Origin of the sequence: uncultured Granulicatella sp., assembly GCF_963515615.1 — a bacterium.
Taxonomy (GTDB): Bacteria; Bacillota; Bacilli; order Lactobacillales; family Aerococcaceae; genus Granulicatella.
This window is the reverse complement of record NZ_CAUPZT010000011.1, coordinates 15478-38187: the sequence shown is the minus strand read 5'-3', so window position 1 is coordinate 38187 and position 22710 is coordinate 15478. Positions and strand designations below refer to the sequence as shown.

General features: G+C 33.7%; 18 protein-coding genes and 1 tRNA gene. 7 read left to right on the top strand and 12 right to left on the bottom strand.

Translation table 11 applies throughout. The annotated features are described in order from the left end of the window. Window positions 1-210: 210 nt before the first annotated feature. Window positions 211-2076, top strand: a complete 1866-nt coding sequence (locus RYL55_RS03290; protein ID WP_315007255.1) for a heavy metal translocating P-type ATPase — start codon at window positions 211-213, stop codon at window positions 2074-2076. Window positions 2077-2445: 369 nt separating this feature from the next. Here the strand turns inward: RYL55_RS03290 and RYL55_RS03285 are convergent, their stop codons facing one another. Beyond that, the gene (locus RYL55_RS03285; RefSeq protein WP_314112409.1) at window positions 2446-3822 is read right to left on the bottom strand and encodes an aspartate kinase; all 1377 of its coding nucleotides are present in this window, start codon (window positions 3820-3822) and stop codon (window positions 2446-2448) included. Between the two features lie 240 nt (window positions 3823-4062). Here RYL55_RS03285 and RYL55_RS03280 point away from each other — a divergent pair, with 240 nt between their 5' ends. The 3 genes from RYL55_RS03280 to RYL55_RS03270 all read left to right on the top strand — a co-directional run bounded on the left by RYL55_RS03280 (window position 4063) and on the right by RYL55_RS03270 (window position 6017). Next, window positions 4063-4440 (top strand): VOC family protein, encoded by a 378-nt coding sequence (locus RYL55_RS03280; protein WP_315007252.1) that lies wholly within the window; start codon window positions 4063-4065, stop codon window positions 4438-4440. A gap of 21 nt (window positions 4441-4461) precedes the next feature. Further along, complete coding sequence (cdd, locus tag RYL55_RS03275) at window positions 4462-4854, top strand: cytidine deaminase (RefSeq protein ID WP_315007250.1); 393 nt, start codon at window positions 4462-4464, stop codon at window positions 4852-4854. A 335-nt stretch (window positions 4855-5189) separates the two neighbouring features. Next, window positions 5190-6017, top strand: a complete 828-nt coding sequence (locus RYL55_RS03270) for a zinc ribbon domain-containing protein (protein ID WP_315007249.1) — start codon at window positions 5190-5192, stop codon at window positions 6015-6017. Between the two features lie 43 nt (window positions 6018-6060). Here the strand turns inward: RYL55_RS03270 and RYL55_RS03265 are convergent, their stop codons facing one another. The 4 genes from RYL55_RS03265 to trkA all read right to left on the bottom strand — a co-directional run bounded on the left by RYL55_RS03265 (window position 6061) and on the right by trkA (window position 10876). Continuing rightward, the gene (locus RYL55_RS03265) at window positions 6061-7002 is read right to left on the bottom strand and encodes a DUF1002 domain-containing protein (protein ID WP_315007247.1); all 942 of its coding nucleotides are present in this window, start codon (window positions 7000-7002) and stop codon (window positions 6061-6063) included. 113 nt (window positions 7003-7115) lie between these two features. After that, window positions 7116-8033 (bottom strand): EamA family transporter, encoded by a 918-nt coding sequence (locus RYL55_RS03260; RefSeq protein ID WP_315007245.1) that lies wholly within the window; start codon window positions 8031-8033, stop codon window positions 7116-7118. 11 nt (window positions 8034-8044) lie between these two features. Further along, the gene (locus RYL55_RS03255; protein ID WP_315007243.1) at window positions 8045-9511 is read right to left on the bottom strand and encodes a TrkH family potassium uptake protein; all 1467 of its coding nucleotides are present in this window, start codon (window positions 9509-9511) and stop codon (window positions 8045-8047) included. 12 nt (window positions 9512-9523) lie between these two features. Continuing rightward, window positions 9524-10876: a Trk system potassium transporter TrkA gene (trkA, locus tag RYL55_RS03250; RefSeq protein ID WP_315007240.1), complete on the bottom strand. Its 1353-nt coding sequence runs from the start codon at window positions 10874-10876 to the stop codon at window positions 9524-9526. A 131-nt stretch (window positions 10877-11007) separates the two neighbouring features. Here trkA and RYL55_RS03245 point away from each other — a divergent pair, with 131 nt between their 5' ends. Continuing rightward, complete coding sequence (locus RYL55_RS03245; protein ID WP_315007238.1) at window positions 11008-11454, top strand: SprT family protein; 447 nt, start codon at window positions 11008-11010, stop codon at window positions 11452-11454. Between the two features lie 63 nt (window positions 11455-11517). Then, window positions 11518-11600: transfer RNA gene (locus tag RYL55_RS03240), tRNA-Leu, on the top strand. Window positions 11601-11888: 288 nt separating this feature from the next. Here RYL55_RS03240 and RYL55_RS03235 read toward each other — a convergent pair. Together RYL55_RS03235 and gorA are read right to left on the bottom strand one after the other, a co-directional pair. Further along, complete coding sequence (locus RYL55_RS03235; RefSeq protein WP_315007236.1) at window positions 11889-12590, bottom strand: YjjG family noncanonical pyrimidine nucleotidase; 702 nt, start codon at window positions 12588-12590, stop codon at window positions 11889-11891. A gap of 127 nt (window positions 12591-12717) precedes the next feature. Beyond that, a complete protein-coding gene (gene gorA / locus RYL55_RS03230) occupies window positions 12718-14067 on the bottom strand; it encodes a glutathione-disulfide reductase (protein WP_315007235.1) in 1350 nt (449 codons plus the stop codon). A gap of 203 nt (window positions 14068-14270) precedes the next feature. Between gorA and RYL55_RS03225 the strand changes: the two genes are divergently transcribed. Beyond that, window positions 14271-15467 carry an O-antigen ligase gene (locus RYL55_RS03225; RefSeq protein WP_315007233.1) on the top strand — a complete coding sequence of 399 codons (1197 nt, stop codon included), beginning with the start codon at window positions 14271-14273 and terminating at the stop codon, window positions 15465-15467. A gap of 172 nt (window positions 15468-15639) precedes the next feature. On the opposite strand, the gene pheT is transcribed toward RYL55_RS03225, so the two are convergent. From pheT to RYL55_RS03200, 5 genes are all read right to left on the bottom strand, one after another. Continuing rightward, window positions 15640-18060 (bottom strand): phenylalanine--tRNA ligase subunit beta, encoded by a 2421-nt coding sequence (gene pheT / locus RYL55_RS03220; protein ID WP_315007231.1) that lies wholly within the window; start codon window positions 18058-18060, stop codon window positions 15640-15642. A 12-nt stretch (window positions 18061-18072) separates the two neighbouring features. Then, window positions 18073-19122, bottom strand: coding sequence for a phenylalanine--tRNA ligase subunit alpha (pheS, locus tag RYL55_RS03215; protein ID WP_315007229.1), 1050 nt, complete (start codon window positions 19120-19122; stop codon window positions 18073-18075). A 360-nt stretch (window positions 19123-19482) separates the two neighbouring features. After that, the gene (locus RYL55_RS03210) at window positions 19483-19692 is read right to left on the bottom strand and encodes a hypothetical protein (RefSeq protein ID WP_006702989.1); all 210 of its coding nucleotides are present in this window, start codon (window positions 19690-19692) and stop codon (window positions 19483-19485) included. A gap of 8 nt (window positions 19693-19700) precedes the next feature. Next, on the bottom strand, window positions 19701-20240 hold the full coding sequence (locus RYL55_RS03205; RefSeq protein WP_315007227.1) for an NUDIX hydrolase: 540 nt from the start codon (window positions 20238-20240) through the stop codon (window positions 19701-19703). 90 nt (window positions 20241-20330) lie between these two features. Then, window positions 20331-22550, bottom strand: a complete 2220-nt coding sequence (locus RYL55_RS03200) for a penicillin-binding protein 2 (protein ID WP_315007224.1) — start codon at window positions 22548-22550, stop codon at window positions 20331-20333. Window positions 22551-22710: the final 160 nt, after the last annotated feature.

Sequence of the window (22710 nt, the reverse complement as noted above, 5' to 3'; positions counted from 1 at the left end):
CACCTTCATTTTAAGATATGAACCCATTCTACTATGAATTTTTAAATTTATAAAGGGAAAATCCTTAAAAATTAAGACATTCTTATTTTCTCTCATTCTCAATAAGCTAATTGAGAATGAATTTCACTCTCATCTAGTTTAGAATTATTCTAATCTAGAAAATTTTATGTTATGATGTATTCAACAAATAAAACATGAGGTGAAAAAAATATGAATATTTTAGAACAAAAACAAATTCGCTATACAATTTTCTGCGGTACACTAATTATTTTAGGACTAGCTGCTAGCTTCCTCGGATATAATCTAGCATCCGTGATTTGCTACTTACTAGCATTTTTAATTGGAGGACATCAATCAGCTATTGAAGGAATCCAAGAAACAATCCAAGAACAACATTTAAATGTTGACTTATTAATGGTATTAGCAGCAATCGGTGCTTCTATTATCGGTTACTGGTTAGAAGGAGCTTTATTAATTTTTATTTTCTCATTAAGTGGAGCTCTTGAAGAATATGCTATGGCAAAAAGTGAAAAATCAATGACAGAATTATTAAACTTACAACCAAAAACAGCTACACGTATTCGTGATGGTCACTATGAAACAGTAGACGTTGAAGACTTAGCAATTAATGATGTTATTTTCATTAAAAAAGGAGAAGCTGTACCAATGGACGCTATCCTAACAGAAGGTGAAAGTTTATTCGATGAAAGTATGATTAATGGTGAACCACTTCCAGCTAACAAAAAAGTAGGCGAAGAAATTTTCGCAGGAAGTATTAATTTACACCAATCTTGTACAGCTACTGTTCACAAAAATGCAGATGAAACTGTGATGGCTTCTATCATTCGTTTAGTAGAAGAAGCTCAAGAACAAGAAACAAAAACAAGTAGCTTTATTAATAAAATTGAAGACTCATATGTAAAAGTTGTTTTAGTGTTAGTTCCATTAGCCATTGCTCTATTCTACTTTGGATTCCAATGGACTTGGCAAGAATCTTTCTATAGAGGAATGATTTTATTAACAGTAATGTCTCCATGTGCCTTAGTGGCTTCCGCTAGCCCTGCCATTTTAGCAAGTTTATCTAATGCAGCCAAACAAGGAATCTTATTAAAAGGTGGAGAAGCTTTAGAACAATTATCTTCAATTGAATCAATTGTTTTAGATAAAACTGGTACATTAACAAAAGGAAAAGCAACTGTTAAAAATGCGGTGATTATAACTGAAAACGAAGCAGAAGTTCATGCAATGATGTATGAAATGGAAATACGTTCAACTCACCCATTAGGAAAATCTATTACAGCGTATACACAAGCTTACAAAAATTCTGATGCAATTACATTTGACAGCTTTGAAGAAGTAATTGGAAATGGATTAGTTGCAACAGCTCAAGGTTCAACTTGGAAAATTGGTAAATTAGCTTGGATTGATCCAGAATGGAAACAACACACTGCGTTAGCAACTGAAATTGAAAAACACTTAGAACAAGGTGAAATTGTTTTAGCAATCGAGAAAAATGGACAATTCATTGGTTTCTACGCCATTACAGATGAAATTAAAGAAAGTAGCCAATCTGTATTACACTACTTTAACAAAGAAAAAATTCAAACGATTATGATGACTGGTGATTCAGAATCAACTGCCGAAGCTGTAGCAAAACATTTAGACATTTCTGATTATCAAGCAAATTGTTTACCTGAAGATAAAGCAACTTATGTTAAGAATTTATCTGATAAAGGTGTTTCTGTAGCAATGGTTGGGGATGGCATTAATGACGCTCCTGCTCTTGCAAATGCAACCGTTGGGATTGCAATTGGTGAAGGAACTGCTTTAGCAATTGAAGCAAGTGATATTGTGTTATTGAAAAATAATTTATCATTAATTAAATATGGTCACGAATTATCTAAAAAAATGAAACGCATTATTTTACAAAATATTGTGTTCTCATTATCAGTGATAACAATTTTAATTTTAGCAAATGTTTTCCAATTCATTAACTTACCTTTAGGTGTTATCGGACACGAAGGAAGCACTATCTTAGTAATCTTAAACGGATTACGTTTACTAAAAAAACTATAAAAAACGAAAATAGAAAAAATGACTTTTTTATAGTAGCTAGGACGCAAGCAGCCAGCGAAGCTGTCTCATTGCTAAATTTCGAGCCTAAGGTCTCGAAATTTCCTGTACTAGAAGCCACTCGGCTTCTAGTACTTTTGCTACTATTATGAGTCATTTATTTTTGTTTACAAAAGTATTAATACACTTAGAAGTCAATCAAAATCTAAAAAAAAATAAAGAAATAGACTTTCCAATGTAGCGTGAGTATAAGAAGCCATGTTGGCTTCTTATACTGGAAACTTTGAGACCTAGGCTCAAAGTTTAGCCATGAAATTCGCTTTGCGAAGCTGCTGGCGTCCTTCGCTACATTAGAAAGTCCTATATTATTTACTATTTATCCAAAACTTCGTATTCTACTTCTTCACCAAAGAATTCGTCATATAATGCTTGAATGGCACGTTGTTCGTACTCTTCTCTAATACCAAACATCATAGAAACTTCAGATACCCCTTGGTTGTACAATTCAATATTGATCTGTTCACGGGCTAATGTGCTGGCAACACGAGCAGTTGTACCGACCATGCTAACCATTCCTTCCCCAACTAACATGATTAAGCATAATCCACGTTCATAGTATGCTTCATCCGCATTTAGTTCTACTTTCAAACGATGTACAATACGATCTAATATTTCATCCGTAGCATCTTCTCCACGAATAATAATGGTTGCATCATCAATCCCTGTTGGAATATGTTCTACACTTACTCCTTCATCTTCGAATAATTGTAATGTTTTTCTTAAAAATCCAATTTCGTGGTTCATTAAATATTTTTGAATATAAATACTTACAAAACCTGATGAACTTGCAATACCAGAAATAATCGAAGGAGAATTTACTTTCCCTTTCATAATGTAAGTTCCTTTTGCAGAAGGATTATTCGTATTACATACATGAACCGGAATTCCTTTTTTAATGGCTGGTAATAACGCTTCAGTATGAAACACTGAAAATCCTGCGTAAGACAACTCACGCATTTCTGTATAAGATAATACATCAATTCCAATTGGTTTATGAACTAATTTTGGACTTGCTACAAAGATTGCATCCACATCTGTAAAGTTTTCATACTCTTCAGCTGAAACTGCATTCGCTAAAATAGATCCTGTAATATCTGACCCACCACGAGAGAATGTTACAACTTTTCCATCTTTTGTTACTCCAAAGAAACCTGGAAATACAATAATCTCTTTTTCTAATTGTAAGTATTCTAATTCCTTATACGCTTCTTCCAATACTTGTGCATTTCCTGGAGTATCACTTACGAATAAATTCGCTTCTTTAGGGCTAATATATTTTGCTGGTAATCCTTCTTTTGTAAAGTAGTCTGCAATTAATTTTGCATTATTATCTTCCCCACTTGCTTTATAAGCATCCATTAAATAAGCTGGTTCTAATTCACTCTCTTTTAATCTTGCAAAATGTTGACGAATGTTATCCATTACATCTGAATTTAATTGTAATTCATCATAAATTTCTTGATAACGTTCTAAAATCACTTCTAAAACTGCTTCATCATATTGTCCTTCAATATGAGAAGTTGCTAATTGGATTAATAAGTCCGTTACTTTCTCATCGTCTGAATGACGTTTCCCTGGAGCAGAAACAACAACAATTCTTCTTGTTTCATCTGCTTGAACAATTTTCAATACTTTTTTAATTTGTTGACTATTGGCTAATGAACTTCCGCCAAATTTAATTACTTTCACTTCGACACCTCATTTAGATGATTAACTCTATTTTCTTTTCATAATGGTAACAGAATAGCAAATTCTTTTTTGAACTGCAATTAATTTCACTCGATTTCCATCAAAAAGTGTATTTATTTTATAAACAAGTGTTTACATTTTGAGTTACACTCCCTTTCGTCCTAAGTTGTATATTTCTTGCATTAAAATCTATAATCCGTTATGCTAATAAGACAAAAACATCCAAAAGGAGAGAATACTATGTCAAAAATGTTGCACACATGTGTTCGTGTTAAAAACTTAGAAGAGAGTTTAGCTTTCTACCAAGAAGCATTTGGATTTAAAGAAACTCGTCGTAAAGATTTCCCAGAACACAAATTTACAATCGTTTATTTAGCTTTTGAAGATGATGATTACGAATTAGAATTAACGTATAACTACGGACATCCAGGATATGAAATCGGAGACGGTTACGGTCATATTGCAATTAGTAGCAATAATTTAGAAGGATGGCATGCTGAACACGTAGCAAAAGGCTATGATGTTACAGAATTAAAAGGACTTCCTGGAAATCCAGCAAACTACTATTTTGTTAAAGATCCCGATGGATACAAAATCGAAATTATTCGTCAAAAATAATCCCTATTAAGGAGTACTTTTATGAAACCTGAAGAACTATATGTACATGCAAAAAAAGCATTGGAACATTCTTATTGTCCCTACTCTAACTTCCCAGTAGGTTGTGCCATTTTATATAAAGACGGAACAGTAATTACTGGAGTAAACGTAGAAAATGTTTCTTTTGGAGCAACAAACTGTGCAGAACGTACAGCTTTATTTACTGGAGTAACAAAAGGCTATCAAAAAGAAGATGTGGAAATGCTTGTAGTAGCCGGTAAAACAGACTACTTCTTACCTCCATGTTGTTTATGCCGTCAAGTATTAGTAGAACTATGTCCTGCCGATACTCCAATTTACCTTTCTAATAATAAAGGCGAATTAAAAGAAACAATTTTACGTGATTTAGTTCCACTAGCATTTACTGAAATGTAATCACCTAGCACCTTTTGGGGTGCTTTTTATATTACAAAAATTTTGGATATTTAGTGTTTTTACGTGACAGCTACTCTCTTGTCTGCTATAATACTATCTATGCGATGAGGCGACAAGCAGACATAGAAGTCTGCTAAGTCAAGTGGAACAGATGTGCTTGCACACTACCGGATGTAGCTGTTTGTTCATGTGTGATGTGAACACCATGACACATATACTAGTATATGCCACTATAAAAGGATTAGAGATTTCTAGTCCTTTTTCTTTTGTCCACTTGCATTCTATGATACAATACAACAGAGAAAATCAATTCTGATTGATAAAGGAGAATTTACGTGAAAAATTGCCCATTCTGCCACGAATTAATTGAAGAGAAAGAACCGCTATGTCCTTTTTGTGGCACTGTACAAGATGAACATTTAAATGAAAATTCAACAACAATCCAAACATCCTTATTTGATGAAGATAATAAAATTACTCAACCAAGTGCTGTAGAAAACAGAAGTGATCAAGAATATCGCATCAAAAATAACCAAGCGATTTATTCAAGCTTTTGGAGAAGAATTACTCGTTTCTTTAGCTTCTTCTTTGGAAAACTAATCCATCCAACAAATAATTATTCAAGAAAACGTCAAAATAGTCGATTATTTGGTTACATTATGATTATTATTTCAACCTTATTATCTTCTTATATTACAACGCATGGAATTCGTGCAGTTTTATCTCAATACCAATTACTGGCGGATATTTCTATCCTACCAAGTTTAACTGTTACTCCGAATTATATTTTAGTTTTCTTAAAACTATTATTATTCTATGCTGTATTTTATTTTGGATTCCCAGTCATTGCCTTTGGAGTAAAACATATTTTGTTGAAACGACAACATGTATTTCATTATTGGTTAACACAATATGAATCGATGAATGCTTTAGCGATTATTTTATTAATCATTACAGCATTTATGACATTTGTATCTCCAATTGCTTTATTAGTCGTTATTTTATTCTTCTTTACATTGCATTTATTTACATTTATTGTAACATTTGTCATTTCCATTGCTCAGGAACAAAATGATACTCGTTTAGATACTCCATATATTGCTTTAATTGGTTTATCTATTCAATTAATTATTGTTCTAAGTTTCTTGTTTATTTTATTTTAAACAGTAAAAAGTCCATAGAGCGAATCTATGGACTTTTTTGTGCTTATTTTGAACTAAAAATAGCATTAAATATTTCTTTGAAGAATGTCACAATTTTATCCAGCCATCCTTCACGATTGGCTTGATCCACTAATTGACCAATTTTCCCTTTTACAGTATTAGACAATGAATTTAATTGTTCTAACACTTGCTTAGAATCAATCGCACTTGTTTGTTGGTAACTTAAGGCAAACTGAATGATATTATTCACTTGAGTTGGACTAATCACTTTATCTAAGCCATATTTTTTCAATGCCTCATTTACAATTCTTTCAACATCTTCTTTTGTCGCTACTTGACCTTGTTTTTCTTTGATTTCTGCTAGAGCTTTCTTAATATCAATCATAGCTTGATCTAATTTTGCAGCATCAAAGCCTTTTTCTTTTGATTGTTCTTGAGCAATTTGATTGGTTAATTCTAATTCTTGCTGAGCAACTGCTGTACGTTTTCCATCTAATACAACTCCATTTGCTTCAAAAGCTTTATATACACCTGTTAAAGCAGATTCACCCGTCACTTTTGACACAGCTGCAACTTCAATTTCTGCATCAGCTACCCCGGCTGTAATAGCAGCATTGGCATATTGTTCAGAAGTAACAAGAGTAATATTTTTCGGAGTAGCAATATGAACTTTTACCCCTTCCCCCTTATTTCTCTTTTGAACCATTACAGATGAAATCATTACAGAAGTATTCGCTTCACCAGCTCCTAAGTATTTTACTAAATCTTCTCCTGTAGCTTTTGTTGTCGTTACAGTATTTTCATCCTTAATTCCTAATAATTTAGATGTTTCTTTAATTTGTTGATCATTTAATCCTCCACCATAAACAACGCTTGGTTTTCCCCATTTCTCATTAATGGCTGTTGTATCAATCGCATAAACTTGCTGAGAAACAAGTCCTAATAGCATTGTAGCAACAATGATAGGGCGAACTATTTTCTTCATGTCATTAACCTCCTTTGACAATTTTATCTTACTCTATTTTTTTGAATAAATATGGAGATTTTTATTAAGAATTTATAAAAATGCCACTACGCTTTTTACGTAGTGACACTTTTTTAATGATTCATTTGCATATGTTTTTCTTGTATGTCTTCTTTCATTGTAATGATATACACAGCAATTAAAATAAAGATAATCCCTACCATATCAATCATTTGAAAGACTTCTCCTAATAATACAATTGAAAAGAATACTGAAGAAATCGGCTCAGCTGAAGCTAATAAACTTCCTTGTACAGCTCCAATTAATGTTACCCCTTCTAAATATAAAGTATACGCTAAAATCGTACCTACTCCGATAATTCCAAAAAAGGCAAATAACGTGTAAGGTTGCCATTGAATACTATATTGCCAACTCGCACTTCCGATATAAAATAAAATCCCACCAGATAATAGTCCTAAGCCTGTTACAATTAAACTACCCCATTGCTGAATTAATTTACCTGGCAACAAAGTATATAATGCATAGGTAAATGCAGAAATAATTCCCCAAAACAATCCAGTCGGACTAATGGATAAGTTAAATGGATTCCCATGAGTTGCAATAACAAATATACCTACTAACGCAAAAAATATTGCGACAAATTCCATTACCGTTGGTACTGTTTTCTCTTTTAAACTCACATAAATGACAATTAAAATCGGACAAGTATATTGCAGTACAGTTGCTGTTCCTGCATTAGAGTCATGAATGGAAATTAAATACGTCAATTGACATAACATTAATCCAAAAATTCCAAAAAATAACATTTTTCCCATTGTTTTTGGAGACTTCACTACTTCACGAAATTGCTTTGGTTGTTTCCAACATGCAAAAAAAGTTAAAACCAATCCCGCTATCATCATTCGAAGTGCTGTTAAATAGATTGGAGAAACTGAGGAATCATTCATCAAATATTGACCACAAGCTCCAGATAATCCCCATGAAACTGCTCCGATTAATGTATAAACTCTTCCCTTTACTAATTTATTCAAAACGATTCCTCCTATTTTTCAGAAACGAAGAATGCTCCTAGTGAAGTGGTAGAGAATAATAAAATCATAGGATAGATTTCTAAACGTCCAGCAATCATTCCAAGAGATAATAAAATCGTATTAAAATCAGAATACATTGAAAAATTACTTGTTGGTCCCACTTCTCCTAAACCAGGACCAATATTATTAAAGGTTGCTGCAACAGAAGAAAATGCCGTTAAAAAATCAGGAGCTTCAAATGAAGCAGAAATTAACAACACTAAAAATACAGCTACATAGACTAATAAATAGTTCGCAATTCCACTCGACATTTTATCATCGACTACTTTACCATTAAACTTCGGCATAATCACTCGACGAGGTTGTCCCATTTTCTTAATTTCAGCAATGGAATTTTTAACATAAATCACTACACGAGAAACTTTAATTCCTCCTGCTGTAGAACCTGCACATCCTCCTATAAACATTAATAATAATAAGACAACTTGTGGAAATACTCCCCACAGACCAAAATCGGCTGTTGAATATCCTGTTGTTGTAATAATCGATGATACCGTGAAAAACACACTTCTAAACGGAACATCTAACTGAGATTGAACAATGCTTAATGAAGCAAAAATAGCTACTGAAGCAAAGGCAATAATTCCAATATAAGAACGACCTTCTTCATCCGTCAACACTTCTCGAATTGAACCTAATAATAAGAAATAGTACAAATTGAAGTTTACTCCAAAGAGCATCATTCCAATTCCTATAATCCACTCAACCATTTCCGGATTTTGATAAATCGCAAATCCTGCATTATTAATAGAGAATCCACCTGTTCCAGCTGTCCCAAATGATAATAATAAGGCATCAAATAACGGAACTTTAACAAGCATTAAAATAATGACCAATATCGCCGTCATCACTAAATAAATCGCATATAAAATACGGGCAGTTTTTGCTAGTTTAGAGACTAATTTCCCAAAAACAGGACCTGGTACTTCTGCACGCATTAACTGAACGGAATCAGATCCCGTACTTGGTAAAATGGCTAATGCAAATACTAGTACCCCCATTCCTCCAACCAAGTGAGTAAAACTACGCCAAAATAATGAAGAATAGCCTAAAATAGACAAATCACTTAATATACTCGAACCTGTCGTTGTAAAACCACTAGCTGTTTCAAAAAATGCATCTGCTAAATTAGGAATCTCTCCTACAAAAACAAATGGGAGTCCCCCAAAAAAGGATAATAATATCCAACTAAGAGCTACTGTTACAATCCCATCACGTGGCATAATTTTCATATTTTTAGGCTTTGCTAGTGTACAAATTGTACCAATAACGACTAATAAAGCGATTGTTCCAGCATAACTTAAGAATTGATGAAGACTTTCTCTATAAATCAAACTAACGAATAATGGTAGTAATAATAATAAAGCTTCCACTTGTAAAATTTTCCCTACCAAATAACATACTGTTCTTCTTTGCAAAACCATCAACTCCTATTCCAAAATATCGATAATATCATCGAAGTTTTTCTGAGTTGTTACAACAATTACTCTATCATGTGGTTCCAATTGGTCATTTCCATCCGGATAAATTAATTTTTCCCCACGAACGATAAAGGCAATTAATAAGTTTGATTTTGTTTTTAATTTCGATAATGGAATACCACAAACACGACTATTTCTTTCAATACGGAATTGCAATGCTTCTACTTGATTATCTGCTACACGATATAAAGCTTCTACATTTGACCCCTTAGTATTTGCACGAGCACGCACAAATTGAACAATTTCATTGGCAACAATTTGTTTTGGTGTAATAATGGATTGTGGATCAACATTTTTCAATACTTTTAAAATACCGATACGGCTCATTTTAGTAATAACTTTTCGAACCCCACGGTTTTTTGCATAGACCGATAAGATTAAGTTTTCTTCATCAATTCCTGTTAGTGAAACGAAGGAATCATAATTCGTCAACATCTCTTCTTCTAATACATCATGATCCGTTCCATCTGCATGAATAATTGTAGCATTTGGAAATTGTTCACTTAAAAATTTCGCACGTTCTTCATTGACTTCAATGACTTTTGGATGGATTTTAGTTGTTTTTAACATATCAAGTAAGTAATATGCAATTTTACCTCCACCAACAATTAAGCTTGAACGAACTTGTTTTGTAATATAATTTGTAATTTTTAAAAAGGTAGAGATATCTTCATATGCTCCAGTAATATGGATACGATCACCTTTTTGAATAAAAGAATCCCCACTTGGAATAAATACTTCAGAATCACGTTGAATCGCACACACTAAAATAGTCCCAAATCGATTTCTGAAATCTTTTAAACTTAATCCAATTAATGGAGAGTGATCTTGAATTTCCAACTCAATTAAACTCACACGATTGCTGGCAAAACTTTCTACACTTAAAGCAGAAGGATACTTAAAAATCTTAAAAATATCACGTGCTGCTGATAATTCTGGATTAATTAATAAGGAAATTCCTAGACTTTCTCGAACAAAATTCAACTGTTGAGAATATTCTGGATTTCGAACACGAGCAACTGTATATTCAGCTCCAATTTTTTTCGCTAATATGGCAGCAATAATATTGATTTCATCCATCTCTGAAACAGCTAGAAAAATATCTGCACTCGCTACTCCTGCTTCTTGTTGAATATCATAACTAGCTCCATTTCCAACAATACCCATAATATCAAATTTATTCATCATTCTTTCAATAATCATAGGATTTTTATCAATTAAAACAATATCATTTGTTTCTGAAGTTAGTTCTCGGCAAAGTACTTCGCCTACCTTTCCTCCACCAACAATTACTATTTTCACACATTTTCCTCCATGTCTTTAAAATCATCCGAGTGTCATTTTACTCTTATAATAGAATTCCGTCAATGAATTGCAATGAACTCTCTTCTTATATTACAATGTAAGCATGAAAATATAAGGAATGAATGTAAATGGAAGAATTAGACTTACAACTATTATGCCAAGAAATTTCAAAAAAATACTTTCATAAAAAGTTTCATCATCAAATAACTTATAATTCCCGACTAAAATCAAGTGGTGGACGTTATATTTTGAAAACAGGCAATATTGAGATTAATCCTAAAATCGAAACGATTCTCGGTAAAGAGGTCTTAATCGGCGTTATTAAACATGAATTATGTCATTATCACTTACATCAAGAAGGAAAAGGCTATCGACATCAAGATAGAGATTTTAAAATGCTCTTACGAGAAGTTAGAGGACATCGTTTTATAGAACGAATGGAACCTTATCGATATGTTTATGCTTGCAATTCTTGTGGAGCGACTTTTTATCGTATGAGAAAAATTGATACTAATAAATTTCGTTGTGGTCGTTGTCGTGGTAGTTTAATATTGGATTTTAGTTCTGAAGGATAAAAGTGTTAGCGATTGATAACACTTGCATTCTGAGCTAAACTTTGATACCATTACATACATTGAGCGGTCGTGGCGGAATGGCAGACGCGCTGTCTTGAGGGGGCAGTGGGTGTATACCTGTGCGGGTTCAAGTCCCGCCGGCCGCATAAAATAAAAAAGGGATAAAATCACGTTCTACGGAACCATGGTTTTATCCCTTTTATTTTGATGATTCTATTATAGGAAACATCCTTATGCTACTATAGACAAATCCATTCACATCTTAAACGTCCCTACATGTATGACCGAACCCCAAGGATTCTCATAGTAGCAAAAGTGATAAAATCTGCACTGTAGATTTTATCACAGGAAAAGTTGAGACCTTAGGCTCAACTTTTAGCAATGAGACACCGTTAGGTGGCTGCTTGCGTCCTAATGCTACTATATAGAATCCATTAATAAATAAATTCTTTCAGTTCCGATAAATGCCCAATCTGATACGTTGGCTCTATAGACAACAATTCCTCCGGCTCAGTTGGTCGTTCAGGGGTTTCCATATACCAACAAGTATCCATTCCAATACGACTTGCACCATAAATATCCGCCTTAAAACTATCCCCAATCATTAAGGCATTCTCAATCGTCATTCCTTCTGTTTGATCTACTACAGCTTCAAAAAACTCTTTACTTGGCTTACGATATCCCACTACTTCAGAAATAAATAACTTTTCAAAGAAGTTTTCTAATCCAGCTGTTTTCAAACGTAGTAATTGAGTTTCTTCAATTCCATTTGTAGCTGCAACCATGACAAAGTCTTTCTTCAATTCATGAATAATGTCTAATGCATTTGGCATCATTGTATTTGCTTCTGCTAAATAGTGACGAAATTTTTTCTCACAAACACTTCCATCTACCTGAATTCCATAATGTGCAAACCAGCGAACAAATCTTTCTTCATTCAAATAAGTTTGAGAAATCTCTCCCTGTTCGTATTGTTCCCATAATCCTTTATTCATTGTACGGTAAACTTCTAAAACTTCTGGAGTAAACTCTAATCCATCTTCTTGGCTAATACGAGATAAAGCATAGTCTTCTGCTCCCCAGAAATCAAAAATTGTATTATCCAAATCAAAAATTAAATATTGGTATTTTTTCACTTCTTTTCCTCCTAAAATCTTATGACAATTCATCATACACTCTGTAGCTTCATTCTTCAACTAATATCATTCCTAAAAAAAGGATACCTTTGTCGAAACAAAAGTATCCTTATCTTTTAAATTGTTCTTATCTCATTGTTACAAATTCTTCTGAAGCGGTTGGGTGAATCGCTACTGTTGCATCAAAATCTGCTTTAGTAGCACCCATTTTAACGGCAACTGCAAATCCTTGAATCATTTCATCAACGCCTTCACCAATTCCATGTAAACCAATAATTTTTTCTTCTTCACCTAGTGTAATTAATTTTAATTTTGTCATTTGGCGGTGAACAGTAATGGCTGAATACATTCCCGCAAAGTTTGATTCATATACTTTAATATTTTCAGCACCATATTTTGCTTCCGCTTGTTCTTGACTTAAACCGATTGAACCAATTGCTGGATGAGAGAATACAACTGTTGGAATTAATTCATAATCCATTTTTGCATCTGTTTTTCCATTGAATAAACGTTCTGATAAAGTTCTACCTGCTTTAACCGCTACTGGTGTTAATTCTTTTTCACCAGAAACATCCCCTAGTGCATAAATACCAGGTGTTGTTGTATTTTGATATTCATCTACTTGAATAAATCCACGTTCATTCAAGGCAACTCCTGCTGCTTCTAAATTTAATTGGCTAACATTCGCTTTACGTCCAACTGCCCAAATAACTTTTTGACTTGTATGAGTTGTACCATCTTCAAAATGAATTCGAATATCTCCATTATCTAATTTTTCTAATTTTTGAGGAACCTTATGCGTATGTAATGGTTGACCATTTTTCTTCATTTCTTCCACTAATACTTCAACAATGCCTTGGTCAAATCCTCTTAACGGGCCACCTTTACGAACGAATAAGTCCGTTTTTACTCCTAATCCATGTAAAACTCCTGCTAATTCAACAGCAATATATCCTGCACCAATAATTGATACTGATTCTGGTAATTCTTCCCACGCAAACACATCATCAGAAGTTCCACCAAGTTCACTACCTGGAACATTTGGAACAAAAGCATATGAACCTGTTGCGATGACAATATGTTTTGCACGAATCTGTTCCCCATTTACTTCTACTGTATTTTTATCCACGAAACGAGCATATCCTTCAATATAGTCAATTCCATTTCTATTGAAATTATTTGAAAATGCTTGACGTGAACGTTCAATATAAGCTTGACGATTTTTTCTTAAGGTTTTGAAATCAAATGAAGTTTCTCCAATTGTATATCCATAATCTGATGCATAATTTTTAAGTGTTTCAGAAACTAAAGCTCCATACCACATTACTTTTTTAGGAACACACCCAACGTTTACACATGTTCCTCCAATGATATTCCCCTCAATAACAGCTGCTTTAGCTCCATACATGGCTGCACGATTCATCGTTGCACTACCGCCACTTCCTCCACCAATTGCAATAATATCGTATTCTCTCATGTTCTTTCCCTCTTTCATCTTTATTTAAAATATCTATACGATTTCATTTACAATTATCATATCATTATCATCATTTTTTTGTCTTCTATGTTGCTCAAGCTAATGATTTTTATGAGAAACCTTATAATCTCCTTAAAAATCTTCCACATTTCAATGAAAAATGGTAAAATAAGTCAGATATCATACCTTAGAAAGGAATTATTATGAAACTAATGTATATCCTTGATAAAATCAAGCGATTCCCAAATCAAGACTTGGCACTCTATTTAATGATTGTCAGTATCTTTTTGCCGTTTTACTTGTTTTTATCATTGTTCTTGTTTTATTTTATCCTATTAATCTTTACTGGAAAAATGAAACATATTTTAAGACAACTACTGAATTATCCTGTGTTATTAACATTTATTGCTTATAGCACGATTATCTCAGCAGTAAGTGGTAATTTAATTGGAGTTGCAGCTTCCATTTTATTTTTATGGTTTGAGATATTCTTCGTGTATTACCAGAAACGGATTAATCAAGATTTTTTCCATATTGTTTTACAGACCATTTTACTGGGAAGTATATTTGCAGCGCTATTTGCCTTTTTGGAACATTTTGAAATTGTTCATAAATTTAATTACGCATTTTTAGCACCGAATATGCAAGTTTGGCATCAAAATCGTGCAGAGGTTACATTCTTTAATCCCAATTATTACGGAATCATTTGTTGTTTCTGTATTATGATTGGTTTTTACCTTTTCACAACAACTAAAAATTGGAAATGGAAAGTCATCTGTATTATCGCTTGCTTTATCAATTTATTCGGATTGAATTTTACTCAAAATAGAACAGCTTTCCCTGCAATTATTTGCGGAGCTATTATCTATTTATTTACAACCATTAAAAGTTCTCGAGCATTTTGGCTAAGTGTCGGCGTCTTTATTATTGGATTATTCTTCCTATTTTCAAATGACATTGGAGTTCGAATGGGAACATTAGATTCATCCATGGATGAACGTATTTCTATTTGGAATGCAGGATTTACACTTTTCAAACAAAATCCATTTTTCGGTGAAGGGCCATTAACGTATATGCATAGCTATCAACGAATTGGTGCTATTTATCATGAACATGCACATAGTATTTATATTGATACGATTTTAAGTTATGGATATATTGGTACTTTATTATTAGCGATTGCTAGTATCAAACCTATTCGTAGTTTGATTGAAATGAGTCGTCAACCTCAAAAACGTCCAATTGTTGGATTATATGTTTCATTTTTAGTCGTTGTTGCGGTTCACGGAATTTTCGACTTAGCACTATTCTGGATTCAATCAGCATTTATCTTCCTAGTTGTAATGTGCAGCATTCCAATGTGGGAAAGAAACGAAACGATTGACATACCGCATGAATAGATACGAATAAAAAGAACTTTTCTTAATAGCAAACACAAAAAAATCCAGCTAAAACTGGATTTTTTGTTTAGGAAAATTCGAGACCAAGGCTCGAATTTTAGCCATGAGATTCGCCTTTGCGAGGCTGCTGGCGACCTTACTACGCAAGGGAATTCTTTTATTCCGTAGCATCTTAACGGATGGTTACATCATCCAATGCAACTAAGGCTGTTTGGATACGATCCATTGCTTGTTTAATTTCTTCCTCTTGTAAAGTAGCTTCTTTATTTAAGAAACGAATCGAATAAGCTAATGATTGGTACCCTTCTTGTACATGCTCACCTTTATATACATCGAATAAAGTAACTGATTGCACATATTGACCAGCCTGTTCTTTAATGACTGCTTCTAATGTTGCATGCGCCATTGATACAGGAACTAATAACGCAATATCACGTGTCATTGATGGGAATTTTGGTACAGATTGAATCACACGTTCTTGTAATCCTTCAGCTAATAAAGGTTCCACTAATAATTCAAATACAAATATATCTGATAAATCTAATTCTTTTTGAATGACTGGATGAATTTTTCCAACAAATCCAACTAACTCTTCATCTAAATAAATATACGCTGTTTGTCCTGGATGTAATTGTTCAATTGCATCTGTTGCAACAAAACGAATGCGATCATTACAGTTCAATTCTGCAAAATAAGCTTCTAATACTCCTTTTAATGCGAAGAAATCAACAGGTTGTGCTGGTGATTGCCATGAAGCATGTCCCCATTCTCCTGTTACTGCAGCTCCGATAACTTCTCTTTCTTGGAAATCTTCAGAACCATTTTTACCAATAGAGAATACTTTCCCAACTTCAAATAAACGAACATTTTGTTGTGAACGAGCGACATTATATTGTAATGCTTCCAATAAACTTGGTAACATTGACTGTCTTAATTCACTTCTTTCTTCACTCATCGGTAAGTCTAAACGAATACTTGGTCTTTCTTCTACTGTAAACCAATGAGATTTTTCAGGAGTTGTTAATGCATAAGAGTACGCTTGAGATAAGCCTGCTCCTTGCATAAATTGACGAGTCCAACGTACAAAACGTTGTTTCTCAGTTAATCCACCTTGAGTACTTGCAGTTGTTGGTAATGTTGAAGGAATTTTATCATATCCATAAATACGTCCAACTTCTTCGACTAAATCTGCTTCAATCAAAATATCAAATCTCCAAGCAGGAACTGTCACATGGAATACACCTTGTTCTTCAACTGTAGGATAAGCTAATTGTTTAAATACTTGTAATACATCTTCAATTGTAAGGCTAGTTCCTAAAACATGATTTAAGCGTTCTAATGAAATTGAAACAACTGGTAACTCTAATGTTAGTGATTGAGCAGAAGCTACTCCTTCGACTACTTCACCATCTCCTAATTCAGCAATTAATGCTGCAGCTCTCTTACCAGCTTGTAAAATAGTCGCTTTATTAATTCCTTTTTCAAAACGGCTACTTGATTCACTTCTTAAATTATGTTTTTGAGAAGCTAAACGAATCGCTTTTGGCTCAAATAATGCTGATTCTAATGCAACAGTCGTTGTAGTTTCAATAATTTCTGAATCTAATCCACCCATTACACCAGCTAAGGCAACTGGTTTTTCTCCATCTGTAATAACAATTTCATTATTTAATGTACGTTCAACACCATCTAATGTTACTAATGTTTCACCCTCTTTTGCACGACGAACATGAATTTGTTTAGAATTTAAACGATCATAGTCGAAGGCATGTAGCGGTTGTCCATATTCCATTAAAACATAGTTTGTAACGTCTACGATATTATTAATTGGACGAACACCTGCTGCAATCAATCGATTTTGCATCCATTGAGGACTTGGTTTTACAGTAACATTTTTAATAATTTGTAAGTGATAAGCTGGAGCATCTACTTCATCTTCAACCGATACTGTGATCCATGGATCTAATGAAGACGAACCCCCTTCTAAAAATTCATCTGGTGCTAATGTATTTTCTAAATTATAAATGGCACCAATTTCATGAACAGAACCTCTCATACTCAAAGCATCTGCACGGTTAGCTGTAATATCCAATTCCACAATTGCACTATCTAATGCTAAAGCTTTAACTGCATCCATACCAACTTCAATCGCATCATCTTCAAATACGTAAATGCCTTGTTCATATTCTTTTGGCACTAATGAAGAAGGAAGCCCTAATTCTTGAAGAGAACAAATCATCCCTTGAGACTCTACTCCTCTTAATTTTCCACGCTTAATTTTATGACCACCAGCAATACGTGCTCCATGAGTCGCTACAATAATTTTTTGCCCTTTAGCAATATTTGGTGCGCCACAGACGATTTGTAAAGCTTCTTCCCCAGCAACATCCACTGTAACGACATGTAGATGATCTGAATCTGGATGATCTACTACTTCTAATGCACGACCTACAACTAATCCACTTAGTCCTTCTCCTGGAACGGATACACTATCTACTTCAATCCCAGTACGTGACATTTTTTCTCCTAATTCTTGAGGAGTAATTGAACTTAAATCTAAATATTCATTTAACCATTCATACGATAATTTCATATTCTCTTCTCCTTACTTCGTAAATTGATTTAAGAAACGAACATCATTCGTATAAAGTGAACGAATATCTTCGATTCCATATTTCAACATTGCAATACGGTCTTGTCCTAATCCAAAGGCAAATCCACCATAAACGCTTGAATCCACTCCAGCAGCTTCTAACACATTCGGGTGAACCATTCCAGAACCTAAAATTTCAATCCAACCTGTTCCTTTACAAATCGAACAACCTTGTCCACCACATTTGAAACAGCTAATATCTACTTCTAAAGAAGGTTCTGTAAATGGGAAGTAACTTGGACGTAGTCGAACTTCACGCTCTTGACCAAATAACTCTTTGGCAAATACAGCTAATGTTCCTTTTAAGTCAGCCATTGTAATATGTTTATCAATTACTAATCCTTCAATTTGATAGAATTGATGTGAGTGAGTTGCATCATCATTATCACGTCTAAATACACGCCCTGGACTAATCATTTTTAATGGTCCTTTAGAGAAATCATGTTTTTCCATCGTTCTTGCTTGAACTGGTGAAGTTTGCGTACGTAATAAATACTCAGGTGTAATATAAAATGTATCTTGCATATCACGAGCAGGATGATCTTTTGGTAAGTTCATCATTTCGAAGTTATAGTGATCTGATTCTACTTCTGGCCCTTCTACTACTTGGTATCCTAATCCAATAAAGAAATCTTCCACTTCATCACTCACGTGACTTAATACGTGTTTTGTACCAACTGTCATTGGACGACCTGGCATTGTAACATCGATTGTTTCTTTACGTAAAGATTCCACCAATGCTTTTGCTTCTAAGTCAGCTTTAATACTAGCAATTTTTTCTTCAATTACACTACGTAATTCGTTCGCTAACGCTCCTACTTGTGGACGTTCTTCAGGAACGATATTTTTAATATTTTTTAAAACTTCCGTAATAGGTCCTTTTTTTCCTAATTGTTGCACACGAATTTGTTCAACTTCTTTTAACGTTTGAACAGTTTCTAATGCAGCTAATACATCTTGACGAATCGCATCAAATTGTTGTTTCATTTCTGCTAAATTCATTTTATTTCCTCCTATAAATCATTTTAATAAACAAAAAGTCCCTTACAATTCCTAAAAATTGTAAGGGACGAACTTTATCGCGGTACCACCCTCATTCCTGCATTGCAGGCACTCGGCGTTATTAACGGTAACGAACCGATCCATTATTCATCTTATCGAATTCCAATGGCGACTTCGGAAGTGAAAAGTTGTAGATTTTCATGAAAGGCTTTCAGTCGCTGACCTTTCTCCCTAATAATGAAATTTTCTATAACCCTTTTCCATCAATGTCTTTAAATATATGTGTTATTTTATCAAAGCTCTTATGAATTGTCTAGCCTTAAATCATGTTCTAAATTAGAATCTAATATTTCCATCATTTTATAAGAAGATTTGAACTCCGATTGCTACAATAATCAGTACAATCATCGCAATCATCCAAATCGTTAAAAAGCGATTATATCTTTCTAAAAAAGGCTTTTTAGGAACTGGTGAATCATTCCATTCAATCTCTTCACTATTTTGAGACCTTTTTTGCTCTACTACATGTTCTCTCAAAGCTTTTCGTGTTAATAATGGTTCTTTCGACATATTTTCTCCTATTGATGCAATGCTGCATATTGAACAGCAATAATCGTTTTTGCATCCGTAATTTCTCCGTTATGGATTTTTTGAATCAGTTCTTCCACTGGAATCCACTCAATTGAAACAAATTCATCTTCATCTAATGGTGCAGCATTCTCTAAATGATGAATTCCCTTTGCTTCATACAAATGAATCTTTTCATTACAATATCCAGGAGTTGGTACTAAATCAACTACTTTTTTCCATTCATTTGCACTTAATTGTGCCTCTTCTTCTAACTCTCTTTTGGCTGCTTCTAATGGGCTTTCTCCATCGTGGTCTAATTTACCAGCTGGAATTTCTAATGTATGAGCTTCAATGGCTTTACGATATTGACGAACTAATAAAATCTTTCCTTCATGAACAACAAGAACTGCTACTGCTCCATTATGTAAAACAATATCTCTTGTTGATTGTTTACCATTTGGAAGAGATACTACATGGTGTTCAACTGTAAAAATACCACCTTGGTATTTCACTTCTTTTTGTACGGTTACTTCTGTAAAATCATTCATAAATAAGCCTCCTTAATACTATTATATCTTGTCTATTCAATTTAGCAATAAAAAAAGGCTTTTGAAAATTCAAAAGTCCTTTTTTTACCATTATTGTCCTTGTCTTCTTACTGGAGCTACCGGAACAGTAGCATTTTGTTGTTGTCTTACTGTTGCTGCTTGAGTATTTTGTTGTACTTGTGCATTTGCAGCTTGTGGATTAGCTTGTTGGGCTTGTCCATTAGCATTTGAAGGTGTAGATGAAGAACTTTCTTGATGGAAGTATGCATCATACACTTGTTTTGTAATTCCAGCTGCAAAATCGGCAGGAAGTCCATTTGAAAAATATGGTGCAACTACTGATACAACAATTTCAGGATTATCAGAAGGAGCATAAGAAGCAAATGTAGAGTTCTCTACTTCTTTTTGTTTAAATTGTGGTAATGGTCCACCATAGAACGCTTCTACTGTACCTGTTTTACCAGAAACAGAAGGCGTATAATTTCTAAATGTATAAGCTGAAGTTCCGTTTGCTCCATGCGTTACACGATATAATCCCTCTTTAATATGATCAATTAATCCTGCTTCTACTTGGAGAGAATTCATAATTTTTGTTGGAACAACTGTCTCTAAATCACCAATTCCTCCATCTTTACCTGTTGAATGAATTTCTTTTACTAAACGAGGTGCAATACGTGTTCCTCCATTGGCAATAGTAGCCATATATTGAGCTAATTGTAATGGCGTATATAAGTCAAACTGACCGAACGCAAAGTCCAGTGCAGAGAAGGCAGCACCTGTACCACCATTATATCCTTTTCCTTCATTAGGTAAGTCAATTCCTGTACGAACCCCTAAACCAAATTGGGCATAATACTCACGTAATTTATCAAATACGTTAAGATTAATATTTAATTTTCCACCTTTTTTATACTCATATTGTCCACCCATTCTCATGGCTAACTTAATCATATAAACGTTAGAAGAACGCTCAATCGCATCTAAATCTGTTACAGGAATACTACCATTACGGTTGAATACAGAACTTTTCGGTTCAGAAGCTTCAAACTCAATTGGTTCATCGACAATCGTATTATCTTCTCTTGTAATAACTCCATCCATATATCCAGAAATAACTGTTGCCGCTTTTACAGCTGATCCCATCCCAAAGGCACCATTAATAGCTCCTAAGGCATCATCTTCAATTCCAGTTACTTGATAATTTTCATTATATTTTTTCTTTTTACCAGTAATTCCTAAAACATCTCCGGATTTTGGATTCATTGCAACAACATACACTCGGTCTGCAGTGGCATCTGATAATCCTTCCACAGCTTTTGTAACAATCTCTTCTAATTTCTTTTGAAAATCCGTATCAATTGTCATCACTAAATTCGAACCAGCTTTCCCACCATAACGTTCTTCATGATTGACAACTTCCCCACGATTATTCGTTTGGCTTTGAACAACTGTTTTTGTACCGCTTAGAACGGATTCATATTGTTCTTCTAAATAACTTGTTCCTACACGGTCATTTAAAGAATATCCTTGTGTCAATAATGATCGAACTTTATTCGAAGGTAATCCAGTTGTTTCAGAAGAAACCGAACCAAGAATAGTCTTTAACATATCTCCCATAGGATATTCACGATCCCAATCCGAATCAATATCGATTCCTTTTAATTCTCCAAGTCGTTCACTAATTCGAGCTACTTCTTGCTCTGTAACAGAGTCATTTTTAATCGTTACAGTTGATAATGCATAAGCACTATTCATTTTTGTAAAAATAGCTATCACTTGCTTTTCGCTATCTGAATAATTAATTTGCTCATCCGTAATATGAGCTAATTGCATCTCGTACGTTTGACTATTGGATAAACCTTCTTTTGTAATTCGCTTCTTCTCTTCAGCCGTTAATAACTTACTAGCATCATCTGGATGAGTGGCAAACCAGTAATCTTTTAAATCACGATCTCGTAATTTACTCGTATCCACAGTAATAAACTCTGTTAATTTTTTAGCCGTTTCAAGCATGCTTTTCGTTGTAGCATCAGAAGAACGTGTATAATTCACTGCTAATTTTGGTTTATTTCCTACTAATACTTTTCCTTTACTATCATAAATCGAACCTCTTGGCACTGCTTTTTTTGCAGTAGAAGTTTCAGTACGTTTCACTAAAGCGATAAAATCATCACCTTTAATTAATTGAACATACGCTAATCGTCCGATTAAAGCCATAAATGAAAAAAACACGATAAAAAATAATAAATTTAATCGAAATGGAATATGTGATTTTTTCTTTATAGGACGATTCTTTCTTTTATTAATCATGTATTCACATCCATCTTTTAATATTCACTGCTCCATTATAGCATAATTTAGAATGGGTTTCGTAATAATTCTATCAGAATTTAAAATTATTTAACGAAATGAAATAGAATTTTTATCAAACTCTTTTAAGAAAACTACAAATTAAAATGTTCCTGTTTTC

Coding starts and splice junctions, on each gene's coding strand:
- RYL55_RS03290 (WP_315007255.1), top strand. CDS start 211: ATGAATATTTTAGAACAAAAACAAATTCGCTATACAATTTTCTGCGGT.
- RYL55_RS03280 (WP_315007252.1), top strand. CDS start 4,063: ATGTCAAAAATGTTGCACACATGTGTTCGTGTTAAAAACTTAGAAGAG.
- cdd (WP_315007250.1), top strand. CDS start 4,462: ATGAAACCTGAAGAACTATATGTACATGCAAAAAAAGCATTGGAACAT.
- RYL55_RS03265 (WP_315007247.1), bottom strand. CDS start 7,002: ATGAAGAAAATAGTTCGCCCTATCATTGTTGCTACAATGCTATTAGGA.
- RYL55_RS03245 (WP_315007238.1), top strand. CDS start 11,008: ATGGAAGAATTAGACTTACAACTATTATGCCAAGAAATTTCAAAAAAA.
- gorA (WP_315007235.1), bottom strand. CDS start 14,067: ATGAGAGAATACGATATTATTGCAATTGGTGGAGGAAGTGGCGGTAGT.
- RYL55_RS03225 (WP_315007233.1), top strand. CDS start 14,271: ATGAAACTAATGTATATCCTTGATAAAATCAAGCGATTCCCAAATCAA.
- pheT (WP_315007231.1), bottom strand. CDS start 18,060: ATGAAATTATCGTATGAATGGTTAAATGAATATTTAGATTTAAGTTCA.
- pheS (WP_315007229.1), bottom strand. CDS start 19,122: ATGAATTTAGCAGAAATGAAACAACAATTTGATGCGATTCGTCAAGAT.
- RYL55_RS03210 (WP_006702989.1), bottom strand. CDS start 19,692: ATGTCGAAAGAACCATTATTAACACGAAAAGCTTTGAGAGAACATGTA.
- RYL55_RS03205 (WP_315007227.1), bottom strand. CDS start 20,240: ATGAATGATTTTACAGAAGTAACCGTACAAAAAGAAGTGAAATACCAA.
- RYL55_RS03200 (WP_315007224.1), bottom strand. CDS start 22,550: ATGATTAATAAAAGAAAGAATCGTCCTATAAAGAAAAAATCACATATT.